We start from the raw sequence: 17,043 nt of genomic DNA on the forward strand, positions 1-17,043 counted from the left end.
CTTGAACGTTTTTTCCATGCGGCGAAGCGAGCCATCCCTCTCGGCGGCGGCAAGATTCGAAGCGGCGGGGGCGTGGTCCTCTCCGCCGATTTTTTTCCAGGCTTCCGCCTTTTTTGCTGAACCTGCGCCTTCCAAAGCCGCGTTTACGTCGTGCAGAACATCAATCCAGTTCCGCATGTTGTTTGCAGAGTCCCTGGTTTTGACGCCCATTTGGTCGAGCAGTTTTTCCAGCTCTTTGGGAGGCTTTGCAAGACGCAAAAAAACTGAACGAAGCCCCGTCCCTGCCATGGATCCCTTGATACCGTTATTATGCAGAACGGATGAGGCTGCAAGGGTCTGCTCAAGACTGGAATTCACGTCAACGGCCACAGCCGAAACGTATTTGAGCATCTCCCCAAGGGACTCAAGACTGGAGGCTGACGACGAGTAAGCCGCGGTCAATGAATCGCCCACCCGCTGCATTTCGGAAACATCAATCCTGAACCCCTGCAGAACCTCGGAAGTTATCTCTGCGGTTCGGGCAAGTCCGGTCATGCTGCTGTTGGCCAAAGCAAGCATGCTGGGCATGATGGCAATGATTTCATTGGTCCGATATCCTGCGGTTGCCAGCTCATTTTGAGCCCCGGCAACCTCCTTTGCTGAATAAACCGTTTCCGCCCCGAGCCGACGCGCATCATCTTTAAGGCGTTTATATTCCTCAGATGTGGCACCGGCCATGGCCTTGACGCGAATCATGGCTTTCTCGAATGCGACCGCTTCACGGATTGGGGTTGTGAAAAGGTAACCATATCCGAGAGTAAAAAGGCCACGGGACATGGCTTCGGAGCGAAGCTGTCCCGCACGGTCTGACAGCCTTTGGGCCTCGTGCGCGGTCTTAAGTGTCCTCGTCTGCCGCTCGATCGTCTGATTGAGCCGTTCGCCGCTTTTTTGAAGGTCCCGGGTTTCCATGCCGGCTTTATGAAGATTGTTCTCATACCGCTGAATACTTTCGTTGGCCCGGTTGACCTGTCCATGGGTCATACCAATTGAGCTTGAAAGTTCCCGCTCGGCTTTGCTCAGCTGCTCAACACTTGCCCCGGTTTCACGCGCCACAGTCTGATGGGTACGAAGACCAAGGGTGGCTTCCCTAAACTCCTGCCGCGCGGCCGCGGTACTGTCTCTCACTCTCGCAAGTTCCCGGGCAAGCGCCTCCAGCTGGGCTTTCTGTTCCCTGGTGGCATCGGTGGACATGGCCTGCCGCATCCGTTGATACTCGGAGGTGAGCACGCGGTATTCACGCTGCGAGTCCATCAGGACCTGCCTTGACCTTGAAACCGCATCGGTATGAACTTTCAGTGCTGCAGTGGCCGCCTGCCTCGTCACCTGGATTTGCAGAAGTTTCCCGTTCTGCTCCGAGAGCTGCAGGGTAAACCTAGCGACCTCATCCCTCGTTCTTTTAAGGCCCTCAACATCGGCCGCGGTGGATCGCAGTGCTTTTAAGGCACTGTTCATGCTTTTGATCCGTTCATCCGCAGTGGAAAATGTTGCGTTGAAAGCCGCATCAAACGCCGCTTTGATCTTAACGCTAACCTGTCTATTGCCCATCTGTCACCGCTTCCCAGGTTTCCTCGGAGTCATCCGGACCCCTGTCTTCATTATCCAAAAGAGCTTCGAGCCATTGGTCGAATTCGCTGTAGGCCATATCCAGTGACTCATTCGCAGTGAATCCATACCGCTCTCTCATCACTGAAATGGCTCGCCTTAGATGACGCGCATCGGGTGCACCGGACGAATCACCGGCCTTTTCCGTGGCTTTTTTCCGAGCACAATCCCGTGACTTTCCGCATACTCGGTCATCACTGTGTTGACGTGCAGCACAATCCCGTCCACATCATCAGCGTAAAGCTCGTCAAATGCCTCTTTCGGGAGGTTCTCGCAGAAAGCCATGACCAGGAGCTGCATCTGCATTTCCTCGGGCTTTTTCGCGTTTTCAGCCATAACCATCTTGTGTCTGGTCTTGAAATAATCAGAGAGCGTGACTGTCTCGTATCGTTTGCCTTTGTATGTCAAAGGCTTGATTAAACCGTATTCCATCCTCATCTCCACTTGAAATCATGCCAGTGATTTTAACCAATCTTCAGGTTCGCCCTTGCAGCCGCGTGCTGGTCGAATGCTCCAATCAGCGTTGTGCCGGCCATGACATCAACCGTAATGAGAGGCACAGCGCCTCGCGAGAGGATCCAGCTGAGCACCGACATTTCAACCGTCTGGGTTGCGGATTTCGGATCACCCGCTTTCCAGGTGCCGGGGTCCACACCCTTGACCCAGCCTCGCAGAACGCACGTGATACCTTCGGAGCTGCCGTCGACAGAGGCCATATGACCGAAAATCGTGGCTGTAATGAGCCCGGAAAGATTCACACCGGCAGAGAGATATCCTTCGATGGTCTGCTCACCGAATTTGAATGTCGCCTCCAGTTTTTCGAGGCCAACATCAATTTCAATTGGTGCGGCCATGCCTGCTCCCCGCCACTCCTCGGTCTTGTATTTGATCTTTGGGAGGGCGACTTCCTCGCAGATCGCCGAGAAATCACTGATACCGAACATCACATTGAAATTCTTCAAGTGTTTTGGCAGCTTCATAAATAGGCCTTCCTGCAAAAATTAAAGCTGTGCTTATTCATTCTGATCTCATTTGCAGCACACAGCGGTTGCATGCGCCTCTGCGCCATTGGGCTGCCCGCTTTCGAGCGCCCATGTGCAAGCATGAAAGCTAAAATCCCCGCCGCGAGTGGGATCTATAAACGGGGCGGAATCCCGAAGATAAATTTTCGCTGCACCATCGCGACCTGTTATATAGCACCCGCCTGATATAAGCGTTTCATCCGCAAGGCAACTTGCGGAAACACTGGTTTCAGATCCCTGCAGCTGGCTGCTTTCCTCTCTACTTGTACACCCGGAAAATGCCTTTGGGCCAGGAGGCCCGTCCTTGCCTTTGACGTCAACTGCAGGCCCATTTCCGCACTTGACGAAGCCATTTCCAGAAATTGTGCAGCCGTCGCCATTTTTCCCATCTGAACCCTTCAGCGTGGCCAATGGGGTGCTGGTGGCCCCGCATACGATATCGGACCCGGCGATTGCGCAGCTGTCACCGCTCCGGCCGTCAGCACCCCTAAGCGACGACAGAGGGGTTCTTGTGGCTCCGCAGACAATCTCATTGCCGATTATCGCGCAGCCGTCACCGTTCCGGCCGTCACCGCCTTTGAGCGAAGTGAGAGGGATCTTTGTCACACCGCAAACGATGTCTGTTCCAAGAATGGAGCAGCTGTCACCTTTGTCCCCTTTCAGTGCAGCCAGTGGCGTCGTGGTGGAGCCGCAGACGAGGTCTGTTCCAATGATGGCACACCCATCCCCATTTTTTCCGTCATTTCCTTTAAGCAATGCCAAAGGAATCCGGGTGGAACCGCATACAATGTCGGGGCGTTCGATCGTGCAATTATCCCCGTTTTTTCCGTCAGCACCTTTCAGCGTTGCCAAAGGAATTTTGCTTGTGCCGCAGACAATCTCATTGCCGATAATCGCGCAACTGTCACCATTCCGGCCGTCCGTACCCCTCAGCGCTGCAAGGGGGGTGCTGGAGACGCCGCAAACAATGTCCGGCCCAACAATGGAGCAGCTGTCGCCCTTGTCCCCCTTCAGCACCGACAGCGGGGTTTTGCTTGCACCGCAGACAATGTCCGCTCCAATAATCGCGCAGCTGTCACCTTTCAGGCCGCTGCTGCTCGGGCTCACCCAGCGGCCCGAGGAATCAATGATGGGAGTCTTGCCTACCGATAGACTTCTCACATTGACGTCCACGGGCATGTTCACGCTGCCATTCGCATTGGATATGATCACCGACGCCGGACAGTCCGCTTTACTCCTGCAGTCCAGTGGCGCGACTTTGCTAATGCGCAGGGTAAAATCCTGGCCTCTTGAATTGTTCGAAAGGTTGTCTATGGAGAATGAATTCTCGAAATTTGGCTGCTCGTTGTCGGAGAAAGGCGGCACTGGCTGGCCACGGCTTTCATGGGCGAAAAGCAGGGCAGGCAGGATGATAATAAATCCAAAATTCACTGTTTAAGCTCCAATCGTTTCAAGATATTTGTCGGTGATTTCTTCGGTGAAAGTCAGCTTTTCAGATACCGGCGTCGGGGTAAATTCGTAGATCCAAAAGACGTTGCCATCGTTCAGAGCCGTGGGGGTATTGGCTTCCGGATCCGCAAAGCACCTGCCGCCAGCAATGGCTCCGAGGCGCTTCAATTCGCCCAGATAGGCGTTGACGTTATTGGCCACTGCATCGAAGTAGTTCCTCGTGATGCCCTTGGCAACCGCCCAACGGTGAGATGCCTGGATGGCTTCCCGAATGGCATCACGTATCCTGACCTTCTGAAGCTGGTTTGTTTTCAGATCCAGTGGATCACCTGTGCCGCGGGCACCCCAAAGACGAAGTCCATCCTGCCGAACGATCGTTGCCACCTGAATGGCGTTGAGCCTTTGGCCCTGGGACTGCGGATCATTGAGCGCAAATGAAACGGCTTTGGACGTTCCAAGAATGCCGCCAATTTCCTGGTTTGACGGCGATTCCCAAAAATTGATCTTCGCCAAAACACCGGCAGCGTATGAGCTGGCCGGCACATCCAGGGCGGCGCCACTATCGGGCGCGATCCTGACCTTGGGAGAGACGATATAGACGTTTGGTGCGCCATTGGCAGTCCGGAATTTTCTGAGTTCCGTTTCATCCTCTGGACCGTCCAGGATCACAACTGCACCAAGTCTTTCGGAAATCGCTTTAAGCCTTAAAGCCACCGGGTTTGCAAGTGCATCATCGGCCATTTTTATCACCATTCGTTATTGGTTTATGACAATCAGAAGACGCGCAGAATTCAGGGTCGTCGCCTTGAAAGAGGTGTTGGGTCAGGCTCCGGGTCCGGCGATGGATCCGATACCGGGTTTACTGCCGGCTTTGGATTTGTATTGCCATACCCAGGGGCAATCAAAATCTTGGGCTTTTGATCTGTAATGGATTGGGCTTCAGCCAGCGATTCAATGGCTTTGATAAGATCGCCATCCGAATCCGATAGAGATTTGACCAATACGACCGTGGCCTCCAGTTGATCAAAGATCCCGGTGACAGCTTCGTGGAGTGATCCTTTTACGCCACTGGCCTCGGACGGGAAAATCGCTTCAAGAGCCGCTTTTTTCTTAAAATAAGCCCGAGGCACATTGGGTTTTAGTTCCGTGCTGGCCGGCGCTGTGCCGACGATTCCGATCACCGATTGATTCGGGGACCTGATTTGGCGAATCTCACTGCCGCCCTCCTTGATAACAACGCCGTGAACGTATAAATCAGCCATATTTAACCTCAAAACTTCCATGAAAGACTCGCTTCAAAATCCCGCGGGACTGCACGGATACCGAAAGTGCAGCCCTGATTGCTTTGATTTCCCTCTCCGTGGGGACACGCCCGGGGTCGATCTCGTAGTCGGATTTTGTGAGCGGAGCGAACGTTATATTCGGGAATCCAACCCAGGCGAGTGCCATGCGAATGGCCAGGGGCGTTCCCCTGATGCGGATAAAGTCGATCGCCTGCCCCTCGATGAGACTCGGCTCCACAGCGAAAGGCAGCAGGGGAGTCAGGCCGTATTCCCAAAGGATGGCTTCACGAATCTCCGGATCATTGAGCAGGCGGATATTCAATATGGGCGAAGTGTCAAATTCCGGATAGAACTGACGGATCACACGCTCAATCACGCTGATGCCTCCACCGACAGTTCCAGCTTTGAGATCGATGCATAGCGCTCGGCCTGAACAGGAATATTGGTTTCCGGGGACCTCATGATCACTGATTTTACCCCTGGCTGGTGCAGCTCTTTTACAATCCAGCTGACAGTGGGAACCCAGCCCAGCTTCTTTTGGGCCTCAAACCGGGCACGGAAGGCGGTCTCAATTGCCCCCTGGTGGTCGGCCCCATAACCCGGGCTCAGTATGATGATGGCGCTGATCACAAATGGTGTTGGCCGTGCTTCGAGAAACGTGACTCTATCCAAGGCAGGTTTTACGGTTTCCTTTTTGAAGGCGTCAGTCAGAGCCTTGATCACTGCCGTTTTCAAGTCAGCCGCATCGGAATTGATCAGAACATGAATGAAAAGATCCCCCTCGACGTTTTGGACAAAGGCGTCCATGACGGAGGCTGTTCTGGCATTTTTTTCGGTGCCTAATGTGGCTTCGCCATAAAGGAAGGTCAAAGCCTTATACATGGCATCGGTGCCTGCCGGTGATGCCTGGTCCCGCGTACCGCGCATCCGCTCCCGGTAGGCTTCATAGCTTTCACCCTCGCGGATCCTGCCTTTGAATATGAAGTCAATCTCATTCGATAGCTTCACAAGCTGTGTATAGGCGGCATTATTAATTTTTTCAATGCCAATGACCTGCGTGAGAACCAGCTCAACGAGCAGGTGATAGAGGGGATCGGCAGGAGTGGGTTCCTTGAAATCAGGCAACACCTTCCGGTACTCTCCCGTAAACCGCTCAATGGTTTGGCGCAGTTTGGCCTGAAAATCCGGCGTTTCAATGATATGTGGAAGCTCTGTCATCATATTCCAATATTCCTTTTTTCGGTGCCTATGGACATGGCGACCAGCAGCTCTTCGCCATTGCGCTGATCAAAAACCGTGTCGATTTTTGCGCCTTTGATGGTGTTCTCAATGCTTTCTGAAAGGTCGCCGGTCAACTCCAAAACCATGGTCTGGGTGATAGGTCGGTCGAGATAAAGTAAATGATTTGTTCCATACCATCTAAGCATTGGCCGCGAGCCTTTAGGGGTCAAGACCGCCCTGCGCACGGCCTGCCGCAGCCAGCTCTCGCCAGTGATCGCCTTGCCTGTGACTTCATCCATGCCAATCATGAGATTTTCCCATCCGTCATGGGTCCACCGTTTGGCGTTGTTCCCGTGACCAAAGCATTCGATGTGATGTGATCGATGATCACCTGCGCGATGGCCTCCCACGCTTCTTTCGTGACGCCTTTGGCGTTTGTCGCGGCCTCATAAAGTAAGCTGCCAAGTAAGTCTTCCGTGCCTTTGAGCGGCATTTATCCTCCAAAAGAGTCCAGCCTTGCCCTTATGCCTGGAATTTCTGCGGCTGCCGGCTGGAGCGGCTGCGGTCCCATCATGGTCGCCGTTTGCGATTTTTCGACAACCATCAAGGCATCTGAAAAAAGCTTCAAAACCTCATCACCGGCCTTGTTTCTGATGGCTGCTTTTTCAGTTTGAAACTCGATCCTCGAGCCTTTCACGACCAGATTCATTTCCTCGGGTCTCGACACTGTCATGGTGTGGGAATCTGAATCATAGGAAAACTCAAGCCCATCCTCGTACCTTCGAAGCTTTACCTTTGGGTTCTTCGAGGGAGCCGGATGTGCGCTGCAATATATCGCATGCCCGGCGTACCCGCCGCCCAGCTCCCCACCAGGAGAAAGCACCAGCAGCTGCTCACCAACCGCCGGCATGTCCCAGTCAATCGACCCGGCCGCGCGCTCCTGAAGGACAGAAAGCCAGGCGCTGTCAAGCGGCGAAAGGTCCTTTGACGGATCCCCTTCATTGAATCGAACCTTGACCAGCGCTTTGTCCGCATCAACGGCGATTACCTTTCCAGGCCGCAGGATGTTTTCCATCCGGCGCTGGAGATCTTTCACAGCAATCTCGATCCTTTCAAGTGACATCCTCTTTAACCCCATTCACATAGAGATGCTTCGGCAGCGTCGGCTCTGGCGGCAGCCAGCACGGCTTTTGGTATTGGATTTTGTAGGTCATGGAGAGGGCCGCTATCCGCTTTTCCCCCAGCATGTCGTGGCCAAAATCCACCTCATCCAAAAGCCAGTCGGTGACAAGGTCATCGAACTCCTTGTTCGATTCGACAGCCGCTTCCATCTTCTGCCGGACGGACACCAGTTCCTTTTCCGCGTCCCCTTCTGAAACAAAGCAGCATTCAATTTCAAAGCGGACCTCGCGATTCTCATAGTGGTTTTGGTTCTCCAACAGCGTGTCGCGATGAAAGTAAAGATTCACAAACGGCAGATCACCTACGCTGATTCTCGTGACTCTGGCGCTGAACTTATTGAAGTCAGGAAGAGCAAGGCCCAGGGACTTTTCGAGCTGGCTGCGAATCTCAAGAAGCATCAAAATGTTCTCTCGAATCTCTGTCCATCGACGCGGTGCAGATCAATCTCAGTGAAGCCCACGCCTGAACGTTTCATGTTTTTCACTTCGTAGAAGACTCCGCTCCTGACCCGCTTCAGCACAGCACCTTCCGGCAACTTTTCAGCATCTTCATCAAAGACCAGAACCCTCGCGACCCTGGCGATCATGCCGGGATGGCCCACGGGAGCGTGATCATCAAATTCCGTGTAAATTGCCCACAATTCCCTGACTTCGTACAAAAAACATTCATCGAATTCCGGGCAAGGCATAAAATTCAGCCCGCCAGTTCTTCGCTGCCGTCGCCGTGTGAAAAATCAAAAAGTGCAGCACCATCGTTACTGAAGATGGGCACCTGTATGATCCTTGATCCATAGGCTTTTGGTTTGTAGCGATCAGATAGCTCTTTGATGTCATCAAGCAGGTCCAGGAACCTCTGGCAATACCGGTCCCTCTCATGAAGGCTTGCGATGAATGCCTTGACGTTTCCCTCGGCAAGGCCAATTCTTTTGTGCTGGAGGCGGGCATGGTTTTCGATTTCGGTCATTTCCTCGATGGTTTTTGCGCCCGTCACCCACTCCTGCTCTGTAAATCCATCAGCAGTGGACTTTACCTGCAAATAGCCATACCGATGCTTGTACTTTTTACGGGGCAGAGCTGGGAGCTGCTGACCGTTTTGAATCCGGTGTTGAAGTTCCATGATAATTGCAGCCCGGCGATTAAACTCCAGTATGAAAAGTTCCTGTAGCTTTGCCGCTTTGTCACCTGTGAACCCAAGAACGATTGCCCAGAATCCGTCACGGGTCAGTTCATACATCAGGTTTGTTTTGCCGGATTCATCCCGATATTCACTGGGCGCAAAATTGCGCTCAGTGAATGATTTCGAATAGTTCGCCAATTTATTGCGAATGGTCCGAAGCACATCCTTATGGTTGCGGTCAAATTCCCGCGCCAGAATAAATGAGTTCGTTACCGCTTCACTTTCCTCATTGGCGTAAACAAGTTCAGTTTTCTGCTGGATGATATCCATAATCTCCTCGGCCCCTTCCTGTTTTATGCAACCGTCACAACGCCCGCAGTGTTTGGATCGTACGTGACAAAGAGCGGTGCCGACTGGAGCAGCACAATGCGCTGGCTCGGGTCTTCCTCTTCCCAGCTTTTGACAAAGACCCGGCGGGCCTGAAGGCCTGCCTTTAGATCGGGAATCGCCCCATAGTGCCGGACGCCCTGGATGTCACTGCATGTGAAGAGAACCTCCTTCGGCGCAATGTCATAGGTCTTCTGGTCGGTCTTCCCTTCGTGGGTCCAAAGTTCGCAGTTGCCAAAGGACCCCCTGTACATCAGGTTTTCAAAGGAGGAATCCTCGGGAGTCAGCTTCAGGCTAAGGCTTGCTGCAAGGCGCATATAGTCTGGCAAAACCTTTTGGACTTCCTTGTTTGCACGGAATAAGTCCCAGGCATCAATGCCGAGGATCATCTTCCTTGGGCGCGCCTGATTCAAATTTTTTGAGGCCATCTCCCGCTGAAAGTTTTCGACAAAGTCGGTCATGGGGAAATCGGGATTGGCCCAGGTATTGGTGCCGGTCAGCTTCACGGTAAGGGCTGGATCTCGCTTGAAGTCGATGACTGAATCAAAGCCTTCGCCGCGAATGGTCAGCTTGCCGGTTTTTACAATTTCAAGCGCCATCAGCTCTTCACGGACGCGCAGCCGCTCAAAGAGCCGGGTTGTCTTTTGAATCAACCGAAGCTCGGCGCGCTGCATGGTTGTCAGCTCGCCGCCAAAATCCTCACCCGGCAGACGGTCCTGCCCATCCTGGCCCGTGATGCCGGTCTTTTCCTTGATGAATGCCGGTTTAAAGGATTTGGTCGAATAGCCCTGGTCACGAAACATCGGCGCTTCGAGCAGCGGATGAACGAAGGGGGCCGCCCCGATCCTGTTGTCGGTGTTCTCGTCGAAGTAGACCTCCTCCTTCTCGGAGCGGACTTCCATGGGAAAGAAGGTGTCACGGAAATACCTGGTCCTCGGGACAAGACGCATGACGAGGCGGTTCAGATAGTAGGTGCTGTAGATGGGTAGCATGGCTGTCAGTCCTCACCGTTTTCAAGATAGATATTGTGCAGCTCCAGCTCATCCTGCACCGAATCCAGCGTATGGCTTTTGCCGACCGTGAGGTCGAGCCTCAGAAAAGCGCCGGTTCTGAAAACCGGGGCAAATTTATCTGCTTCGGTGGCGTCGATATCGAGCTGCAGGATGCAGCGGGCTTTTTCGCTTCCATCGGCTATGGCCGTGGTCCCGTCTTCAGCGGTTTTGGCGCAAAGGACGTATTTTCCGCTCGCCGTCTTTCGCCCGAGGATCGAGCCTTTTTTCAGGACCTGACCTTTCTCAATCGTCACGGACCCGCGGTAAGCCGGGAAGGATCCTCTGTTGAGAAAAGCCGGCTCATACTTCGAGACTTCACGAAAATGCGGTTCATATTTCATTTATGGGTGCCTCCGGTAAGGCCCAGCTTTCTGGCGAGTTCTATGGCCGCGTCCTGCTCCGAGGCGACGACATCCAGGCCCGTGGACTGGGAAGGCGGAACATCAAGTCCGCTGAGGCTCCTGTCATGGTCCTTCCTGATGGCCTGCCAGGGAGCTTTTGGATTTTTCTTTGATTCCATCAGGATCTCAATGGCCGCATCCTGAACGCTCACTTCGGACTCAACCAGGCTTTGGAGAAATTCGCCCGACACTTGCCCCTCAGCCAGTGTGCGGATGCGCTCAACGCGGGTCTTCTCCGCTTTGAAACGATCATTTTCCCCGGCTGCGCCGATCCTTATGAAATGTTCGGCAATAGCCGGGTGATTCGCGGCGATAAACTCCGCGGTGATGTTATCCGTTGTCATTTTTTGGGCTCCGTAATTTGAAATGACATTTTCGAGAGTGGAGACTTCATCAATCAGGCCCCGCTTTTGTGCTTCCGAGCCGATGAAGACCGAACCCTGACCGAATTTCCCGAGAACCATGTCGCGGTTGATTCCGCGGTTGCGGGCGACTTTTGAAATGAAGACCTCAGCCAGCCCATCGATGACGGCCTGGACCTCCCTGGCTCCGTCCTCGGTTGAGGGATCGCGGTTTTTGTTTGGGCTTTGGCTGGAGACGAAGCGGATTTCGTTCTGATTTTTTTCGGATTGCAGCGCTGACTGAACGCCTATGCTCCCGATGATGGAAGAGTCGGAGCCGTAAACGCGGTCACAGGCACTGGCGATCCAGTAAGCTGCGGATGCTCCGGTTCCGCCGACATAGGCGGCAATAGGCTTTTGGCCGCGTGCCCCGAAGATGTGATCGGCCAGTTCCGAGCAGCCATTGGCCTCACCGCCGGGACTATCGATGTCAAGGACTATGCTGCGGACCTGATCGGAGGCCAGCATCTGGTGGAAATCGCGAAGCACTGTTTCGTAACTGGTCGCGCCGCAGTGCTCGGTCATGAGATTGGCGCGCTTGAATAGAGGGCCACGGACCGGGATGACTCCCACCCCGCCCCGAATAAAGGCTTTCTCCGAGTTGTTCAGTCGATCACCTCGAATTTTTTCGAGCGCATCGATATCAGCGTGCCGCTCCACGACTGAAAGCATCAATCGCAGGGCCTCTTCGGTCATGGCCCACTGGGAATTTAAGATTTGATTGAGAGCAAAAGACACGATTAACCCCGCAGTTAACTGGGGCCAATCATAGCGTCAAAAGGCTTGAAGAGTGAAGGATTGGGGTGTTCGCTATGTAGCGAACACCCTCGCTTGGAATTTGCTTGACGAGTTCAGGCGGCTGGCTAGAATGCGCTCGGCTGAAGATCTGACATCAGGGATTGGAATCTGACTAATAGTCAAAATCCGATCGGCCTCTCGACTGCCCGAAAAGAACTGTGATTGAAATTCAAGGGCAAAAAAAAGACGCCTTGAAGCGTCTTTTCTTTAATTGCGAAAACTCAACTTTGACAGTTGGGCTTCCAAATATAAGCAGGAATCAATAACCCTGACCATTCCGGCCAGAGCCATAACCGCTACTGCTGCGCGGTACGGAAGGTCTGGCTTCATTGACTGTCATTGGGCGACCATCGTAATTTCTGCCGTTCAGCTTATCCACAGCCATGGCCGCGTCGTGAGAATCAATCATTTCGACAAAGCCGAAGCCCTTGCTACGGCCTGATTCACGGTCCATGATGACCTTGGCAGATCCGACTTCCCCGTATTGATTGAACGCATCCATCAGCGTTTGATCAGTGACAGAATAAGCGAGATTACCAACATATAATTTGTTGCCCATAGGGGGCCTCCAGAGTGCATCGGCGGCTAAAGAGAAACAAGCAGAATTACTTACAGGCTCGATAGAAGCGCAGGAATGCGTTAAGAGAGTACTTAACACGCCCACACACGAATAGATAGGCGATATCTGGCCAACTCAAGGATTACGTCGTAAGCTGATGCATCCTCCAGGAAATCAGAGCCTCGCGAGGCGTGGATGGATCTCGTTTTAGTTGCAAGGATTCTTCTCTCACCATATTTTCAACCCATGGGATTGATGTGCCGACAAAATGAGAAATATATCCGTTGCGCCTTACAGTTGCTGAATCGTCTGGCGACTTGTCAGCTCAAATCGCTTTTTTCGAACGTGCTCCTTTCAGCCTTATACTCCCGGATATGCTTGTCAAAATCCCGGCCCTGGCTTTCCACAATCGATCGGCGTGTGCGCAGGCCGGCGTTCACCTCGACCTCGTTTGCCCTGGCATCCTTAAGTGGATCGATTGATTCCATTTCCGTGCCGGTCCATTGCGTCTGAAGATAAGCCTGTCGTTTCAGGGGATCGTTGAACCCGGGCGCATCCAGCATGCCTTCCCGAATCGCGTCAGTAATGACCCATTCCCATACCGGCTGACAAAGGCCTGTTACAAACCAGACCCGCCGAATCTTAAATGCCTTCCAGGCTTCAAGCAGCGCTGCCCTGGCCGCGGAATAGGATGACTGAAACTTCTGGGCAAGAACTTCCGGAGGCAGACCGACCCCGATTCCGATCTGACTCGCGATGGCATCGAAGAAAGCCTCAAAATTCGAGTTTGGGCGGCCGGGAGCGGGAGAGGATATCTTTTCCCCAGGAAGGAGAGGAACGAGCATTCCAGGCCCAAATTTGACCGTTCTGCGCTCGGGTTCGGGACGCATCGACTCAGGCAAAGCCTGGTTCTGCCTGCCGATGATCCCGCCGGTCTCGCTTGTGATGAATGTGGCGTAGAATGCGCTAATGACTGCTGCCATGATCTCGGCCTCCGTGTATCGGCTGATCTGCTTGAATTTCTCCACAACGGGTGCCAGAAGCGGCTCGCCTCGGCTTTGCCCGGGCAGGCGCTGCATAAAGACATGAAGGATGGCAGGCGCTCCCTCCTGGTCAAACCGGGCCGCCCGCACGGTATCCGATCCGAGCAGAAAGCGCTGATCAGCCTTGGCAATGTGATAGGCAACAGGCATTCCCGTTGAATCCAGCTCCACGCCCTCCCGAATATCAGTCCTGGGGCTTTTTACTATCAACGGATTTTGCAGGCGAGCTCCATCGATAACCTGAAGGCACGTTGGCAAGATGGCAAGGGGTCGGTCACGGTACCGGCGCACGACCATGCAGTCGCCATCGAGAAGAGCGGCCCGGAACACCTGCGCCTGGAGTTCCTGAAAGCTCACCACACCATGAAAGTCTGCGGTGTTTTTTTGCATGTGCAGTTCAAAAATCTTTTCCGCCCGCCTCTCAAACTCCCGGGCCTTGTCCTGGGGAATCCCGATCAACTCGTGATCGATACGGGCCTGGGGCCGAAGTCCCGCACCGATTACATTGGTCGTGTGATTTTCAATCGCTCCCCGCGCGAGGCTTTCGTTTCGATCGAGATCACGCGACTGGTTTCGGAGTGTGGCAAGTGCCGGCAGCAGGGCCTCGTCGGCGTCCGCGGACGAAGCATACCATTCCTGTGATGCCCGGCTTTCACGCGATGTCGACCGATAGGGGGTGTCGACGGCCACAGTCTCCAAGGTTGTCCCGCCAGTCATGAAGCCTTTCAGTCGGGACCATGCCGATTTTCTTTCGACCTTAACCTGGAATTCCATAAACAGCGCCTCCCCCATTGTTTCTCATGAGTGCCATTTTCAGCTGATATTCCCGGCGATAGAGTTCACGCAGATCCCCGCGCCTCACCCGGCGGCGGTTTTGATTCACTTCGATATCCACCTCCTGGCCGCCGCTTTCGATGGCTGTGATAGCTCTCTGAACCGATTCAAGCTGCTGCTCAAGCGTTTGCACGTCCGACCTCCTTCTCGATTGTGTCTGCGAGTTGATCGATATCAGTCCCCAGCCAGTAAAATGCGGCCAGCGCATAGCGGTAGCAGTCAAAGGCGTGGTCCGGCGTGCCGGATGTTGTCTCGTAGACCGTTCGCCATTCTCCATTGACCGCCTTGTGGCGGGCCCTGGGAGCGATCAGTTGAGTGAAAAAATGTCTGGTTTCCTTGTCCTCCCAAAGCCTTCGCGGGAAATGGCAGAATCCATGACCGAAAGAAGATTCGATTTTTCCCTCCTCAAATTGCCTGACGCGGCTGATGGATTGCGAGAGGCCGGCAAACACCCGGGCCTTGGTGGTGTTGGTTCCGACCGGGTAGACCCGCACACCAAATTCATTATTCAGCGTCTGGCGGCCAATGACCGGTGTCGCGTCCCCCGGCATGCCCTTGATACAGATGAAATTCCTATGAAAGAGTGGCCCGACGTTATCGTGGACGCTTTGCGTGTTATGGCCACCGGTATCAAAGCAGGCGGCGGCGACTTCGAGATCAAACCCAAGTGGGTGATCCCAGCGCCGCTCCAGCCGCCGCATCAGTCGATCCCACGTCTCCTTTTGATCGGCATCCCCACTGATGACCCCATAGTCAATCACCCAGCTCTCCTGGCCACGGCCCCAGCCTCTTACCACAAAATCAAGATGCGCCGGGTGGACATCGATACCCGCAGTGATCAGATAAATGCCGGGATTGAGTGGCTCAACGGGCGAATCGTCCAGGAGCTTCTCAACTCCACCAATATCGATGGAATCAGCAGGATCCTCCCACGCCTCGGCCAGAACGTTGTTGTGAAATGCCTTCATTTTCTGAAGATCCTTCTGGGCCTCCACCCAGAGGTTCCAGGCGTCATCCCATGAGAAAAACTGGGGAGCGGCGTAAAGCGCACTAAGGATATACCCCTTGACCCGGCCTTTGGTCTTATCCTCGGCCGTGGCGATCCATTTGCCGCTCCTGATCAGCCAGACCTTTTCGATATTTCTGTGGGCATGGTCGCAGCACGGTGCATGCCATTCGCATTCGCCGCTGGCTGTCTCATGCGGCCCGCGCATGCGTTCCCATTCGATCGTGACGAATTCGCCGCAGCCTCTGCAGGGAACGTGGTACCTCAGCTTCTGTGTGTCCTCGACATCCCGGGTGATGGGACAGACGCCTTTGATTGTAGGGGTACTGAGCCGCAGGATCTTTCGGGTTTTCTGGAAGGTCGATGTGCATCCAAGGGCAATGGCTGACGGATCCCCTTCCCCCTGACAGTCAGTATCGTAGGCTGACTGCTCGTCCAGCACGAGGCGGCGCACGGACTGCGATCTCAGCTCCGAGGAAGACTTGGCCGAAGCGATGTTGATAAAACCGCCTGGGAAGGTCTTGATGTCGAGCGTGTCCTTTTCCTTCTGCCTGGCTTCGCCGATCTTTCCAATCAGGTCCTTGCAGCGGCGCAGGATGGGCGCCAGCTTCTGCTTGGAAAATTTCTGCTTTGAATCCCTGGTCGGGAAAACAACCATGGCAGCCGCAGGTGATACCGCTGCCCCCCAGAGCATCCAGGCGGTTGAAAGGATGGTGAGACCGAGCTGCCGGCCCTTTCGTATGCGGACTTCCTCGACTCCGCTGTCGTCTTCCAAATTGCGCAGAATATCGATCATGTACCAGGTATCTTCGAAGCTGATCGGTCCCGGCCGTGGAGTGCCTTCGGGAAGGATAAAGTTTTTTTCGCAATATTCCTTGATACCAACCTTCATCACGGGACGAATGCCGGCCTTGAAGGATCGAACGGCCGAGCCGAGGCAATCCTCTATTTCAAGCCTGGGTAGAATCTTCATGATCCCCCCCGGCGCTCTCTTCAAATGTGCGCTTCTTTTGTTTTTGCAGCGATGAAAAATCGAATTCCGAGATTTCCAGGAGCACATCCTGGATCATTTGAATCAATTGCTTCACGATTTCATCAGAGGCTTCATCGGTCAGCCCAACGGATAGCAGCTGGAAGCGCATTCTTTCAGGAATTTCGAGAAGCCGGTCGCGGGTTTGCCTGGCAAGGTTGAACACCTCGGTTTCAACTTTCGCAAGGTCCACAAGGCTTTCGGTTTGTTTCAGGAGGAGGACACGCTCGTTCAGCGCCTCATAATATTCCTTGACCTGGCGGCTTTCAGCCAGAGGAGGATAGGCATTGTTTTGAAGAAGATGTTGACTCTCAATGGCCTCTGTATTTCGGACCTGTCCATTGTCACGACCGTTTTCCCATTCGAGGCATGCTGTAAAAATTTCGAATCGTCTATCGTATCTGGCTTCTCCAGAAACGCATTGGGACAGGCGTCCGATTTTCACAGCTTTATAAATGGCTTGATGTGAGACCCCGAGAATTTCGGCGAGTTCCGGGCCGGAAGCAGTCTTCAGCGTTTTTTTCATGCGTAATCCTTTGATTTCTACAAGCTGAAAAGCGACGAAACTGCGGGGTTAATCGTGGCTTTTGCTTCTTCCATCAAAGGTCAGTTTAGCTA

22 protein-coding genes are annotated in these 17,043 nt (G+C 53.8%); all 22 read right to left on the reverse strand.

Features of this window, described 5'->3' with window-relative positions; translation table 11 throughout:
- Positions 1-1,584 (reverse strand): phage tail tape measure protein (locus VE954_RS21920; RefSeq protein WP_324956765.1); only part of this gene is annotated, 1,584 nt, incomplete at its 3' end.
- A 156-nt stretch (positions 1,585-1,740) separates the two neighbouring features.
- The gene (locus VE954_RS21925) at positions 1,741-2,073 is read right to left on the reverse strand and encodes a phage tail assembly protein (RefSeq protein WP_324956767.1); all 333 of its coding nucleotides are present in this window, start codon (positions 2,071-2,073) and stop codon (positions 1,741-1,743) included.
- Between the two features lie 32 nt (positions 2,074-2,105).
- Positions 2,106-2,621, reverse strand: coding sequence for a phage major tail tube protein (locus tag VE954_RS21930; RefSeq protein ID WP_324956769.1), 516 nt, complete (start codon positions 2,619-2,621; stop codon positions 2,106-2,108).
- A gap of 48 nt (positions 2,622-2,669) precedes the next feature.
- Positions 2,670-4,094: a hypothetical protein gene (locus VE954_RS21935; protein WP_324956771.1), complete on the reverse strand. Its 1,425-nt coding sequence runs from the start codon at positions 4,092-4,094 to the stop codon at positions 2,670-2,672.
- 3 nt (positions 4,095-4,097) lie between these two features.
- Positions 4,098-4,853 carry a phage tail sheath family protein gene (locus tag VE954_RS21940; RefSeq protein ID WP_324956773.1) on the reverse strand — a complete coding sequence of 252 codons (756 nt, stop codon included), beginning with the start codon at positions 4,851-4,853 and terminating at the stop codon, positions 4,098-4,100.
- A gap of 50 nt (positions 4,854-4,903) precedes the next feature.
- A complete protein-coding gene (locus VE954_RS21945) occupies positions 4,904-5,374 on the reverse strand; it encodes a hypothetical protein (RefSeq protein WP_324956775.1) in 471 nt (156 codons plus the stop codon).
- Positions 5,367-5,771: a hypothetical protein gene (locus tag VE954_RS21950; protein ID WP_324956777.1), complete on the reverse strand. Its 405-nt coding sequence runs from the start codon at positions 5,769-5,771 to the stop codon at positions 5,367-5,369. The genes VE954_RS21945 and VE954_RS21950 overlap by 8 nt, the downstream gene beginning before the upstream one ends.
- Complete coding sequence (locus VE954_RS21955) at positions 5,768-6,616, reverse strand: hypothetical protein (RefSeq protein ID WP_324956779.1); 849 nt, start codon at positions 6,614-6,616, stop codon at positions 5,768-5,770. Before VE954_RS21955 ends, VE954_RS21950 begins: the two co-directional genes overlap by 4 nt.
- A complete protein-coding gene (locus tag VE954_RS21960; RefSeq protein WP_324956782.1) occupies positions 6,613-6,924 on the reverse strand; it encodes a hypothetical protein in 312 nt (103 codons plus the stop codon). The genes VE954_RS21955 and VE954_RS21960 overlap by 4 nt, the downstream gene beginning before the upstream one ends.
- The gene (locus tag VE954_RS21965) at positions 6,921-7,109 is read right to left on the reverse strand and encodes a hypothetical protein (RefSeq protein WP_324956784.1); all 189 of its coding nucleotides are present in this window, start codon (positions 7,107-7,109) and stop codon (positions 6,921-6,923) included. Before VE954_RS21965 ends, VE954_RS21960 begins: the two co-directional genes overlap by 4 nt.
- A complete protein-coding gene (locus VE954_RS21970) occupies positions 7,110-7,739 on the reverse strand; it encodes a phage baseplate assembly protein V (protein ID WP_324956786.1) in 630 nt (209 codons plus the stop codon). It abuts the gene before it with no gap.
- Positions 7,729-8,196 carry a hypothetical protein gene (locus VE954_RS21975; RefSeq protein WP_324956788.1) on the reverse strand — a complete coding sequence of 156 codons (468 nt, stop codon included), beginning with the start codon at positions 8,194-8,196 and terminating at the stop codon, positions 7,729-7,731. The genes VE954_RS21970 and VE954_RS21975 overlap by 11 nt, the downstream gene beginning before the upstream one ends.
- Positions 8,196-8,456, reverse strand: a complete 261-nt coding sequence (locus VE954_RS21980) for a hypothetical protein (RefSeq protein ID WP_324956790.1) — start codon at positions 8,454-8,456, stop codon at positions 8,196-8,198. The genes VE954_RS21975 and VE954_RS21980 overlap by 1 nt, the downstream gene beginning before the upstream one ends.
- Before the next feature lie 35 nt (positions 8,457-8,491).
- Positions 8,492-9,244 (reverse strand): Rha family transcriptional regulator, encoded by a 753-nt coding sequence (locus VE954_RS21985; protein ID WP_324956792.1) that lies wholly within the window; start codon positions 9,242-9,244, stop codon positions 8,492-8,494.
- A 23-nt stretch (positions 9,245-9,267) separates the two neighbouring features.
- Positions 9,268-10,293 carry a major capsid protein gene (locus VE954_RS21990; protein ID WP_324956794.1) on the reverse strand — a complete coding sequence of 342 codons (1,026 nt, stop codon included), beginning with the start codon at positions 10,291-10,293 and terminating at the stop codon, positions 9,268-9,270.
- Between the two features lie 5 nt (positions 10,294-10,298).
- The gene (locus VE954_RS21995; protein WP_324956796.1) at positions 10,299-10,694 is read right to left on the reverse strand and encodes a head decoration protein; all 396 of its coding nucleotides are present in this window, start codon (positions 10,692-10,694) and stop codon (positions 10,299-10,301) included.
- Positions 10,691-11,893: a S49 family peptidase gene (locus VE954_RS22000; RefSeq protein WP_324956798.1), complete on the reverse strand. Its 1,203-nt coding sequence runs from the start codon at positions 11,891-11,893 to the stop codon at positions 10,691-10,693. Before VE954_RS22000 ends, VE954_RS21995 begins: the two co-directional genes overlap by 4 nt.
- 319 nt (positions 11,894-12,212) lie before the next feature.
- On the reverse strand, positions 12,213-12,512 hold the full coding sequence (locus VE954_RS22005) for an RNA-binding protein (RefSeq protein ID WP_324956799.1): 300 nt from the start codon (positions 12,510-12,512) through the stop codon (positions 12,213-12,215).
- Positions 12,513-12,832: 320 nt separating this feature from the next.
- Positions 12,833-14,329 carry a phage portal protein gene (locus VE954_RS22010; RefSeq protein ID WP_324956801.1) on the reverse strand — a complete coding sequence of 499 codons (1,497 nt, stop codon included), beginning with the start codon at positions 14,327-14,329 and terminating at the stop codon, positions 12,833-12,835.
- Complete coding sequence (locus tag VE954_RS22015) at positions 14,313-14,522, reverse strand: hypothetical protein (RefSeq protein ID WP_324956803.1); 210 nt, start codon at positions 14,520-14,522, stop codon at positions 14,313-14,315. Before VE954_RS22015 ends, VE954_RS22010 begins: the two co-directional genes overlap by 17 nt.
- Entirely contained in the window at positions 14,509-16,368 is a 1,860-nt protein-coding gene (locus VE954_RS22020; protein ID WP_324956805.1) for a terminase gpA endonuclease subunit, read from the reverse strand. Before VE954_RS22020 ends, VE954_RS22015 begins: the two co-directional genes overlap by 14 nt.
- Positions 16,346-16,951 (reverse strand): hypothetical protein, encoded by a 606-nt coding sequence (locus VE954_RS22025; protein ID WP_324956807.1) that lies wholly within the window; start codon positions 16,949-16,951, stop codon positions 16,346-16,348. Before VE954_RS22025 ends, VE954_RS22020 begins: the two co-directional genes overlap by 23 nt.
- Positions 16,952-17,043 lie beyond the last annotated feature (92 nt).

Origin of the sequence: Oligoflexus sp., from assembly GCF_035638955.1 — a bacterium.
Classification (GTDB): Bacteria; Bdellovibrionota_B; Oligoflexia; order Oligoflexales; family Oligoflexaceae; genus Oligoflexus.